The 982-nt window shown below is 59.2% G+C and carries 1 protein-coding gene; it reads right to left on the bottom strand.

The annotated features are described in order from the left end of the window. Positions 1 to 102: 102 nt before the first annotated feature. Entirely contained in the window at positions 103 to 837 is a 735-nt protein-coding gene (locus BN2475_RS30140) for an IS6 family transposase (RefSeq protein WP_094783059.1), read from the bottom strand. Positions 838 to 982: the final 145 nt, after the last annotated feature.

The raw sequence follows: 982 nt of genomic DNA on the forward strand, positions 1-982 counted from the left end.
GTGGCAATTTCCCGTTCATTCTGCCCATATCGGGCAGGACGTGGAAGGGCGCTGTCACGTTGAGTTGTTCGCGACGCAATGACGGAGAGGGAACCCGTGCTCTCAGAAAGCGGACGAACCTTGGGTGAGCTCAGTGAAGTGACGCCATGCGACAAAGCGCGCGGCGAGCTGGTTGCGATAAAGGGAAGCGCGTAGCAAATGTCTGTTCAGCGCGAAGTGCTGCCGGATCGGGCCGAAGCTCGACAGGAACGCTTGGGTGCGTTCAGGGACTCGGAAACCACGCATCCGACGCTCGCGTTCCCGCGTGGGCTGATGACTGTTTTCGGCGCGGTTGTTCACCCGGGCGCTGGCTTTGACGAATACATGCTTGACGTTCGCCAGCTCGGCAATTTCGGCTTTCGCGGCCGGATAGCTGCGTAGTTGGTCAGTCACAATCTTGCGCGGTGCTTCGGCACAGGAGGCAAGAACGCGCTTGAAGAACCGTTTCGCCGCGCTCTTGTCGCGGCGCTTCTGGAGAAGAATATCGAGTTCGACGCCGTGTTGGTCGACCGCACGCCACAGCAGCCAGGGTTCGCCGCGCAGCGTCACGAACACCTCGTCGAGGTGCCATGTCGCGCCAGGTTTGCGCCGAGAAGCCTTAACGCGATGCGCAAAACCCGCGCCGAATTTATCGCACCAACGCCGGATCGTTTCATAACTGACCACGACGCCACGCTCGAACAGCAACTCTTGGATGTCGCGAAGGCTCAACTGAAACCGGAAGTACCAACGCACCGCGCAGCTAATGACCGCCGCAGGGAACCGGTGACCGTGATAGAGCGATTTGGTCTTTGTCATCTGGTTATCTTAACTCGACCGCCCTTGCCAACGTGACAATGCCGGGTCGAGCACTACCGAGCCATTTAGATGGTACGTCAGCCCGATGGGAAGCGGCATTTCAGTCTCCCAACGTCGTGCCTTGTTGCGCATCCCTCCTGTAGTT

It is taken from the genome of Paraburkholderia ribeironis, from assembly GCF_900019265.1.
In the GTDB taxonomy this organism is placed as follows: Bacteria; Pseudomonadota; Gammaproteobacteria; order Burkholderiales; family Burkholderiaceae; genus Paraburkholderia; species Paraburkholderia ribeironis.

Excerpts from the sequence above, each read along its gene's own strand:
- BN2475_RS30140 (WP_094783059.1), bottom strand. The coding sequence starts at position 837 with ATGACAAAGACCAAATCGCTCTATCACGGTCACCGGTTCCCTGCGGCG.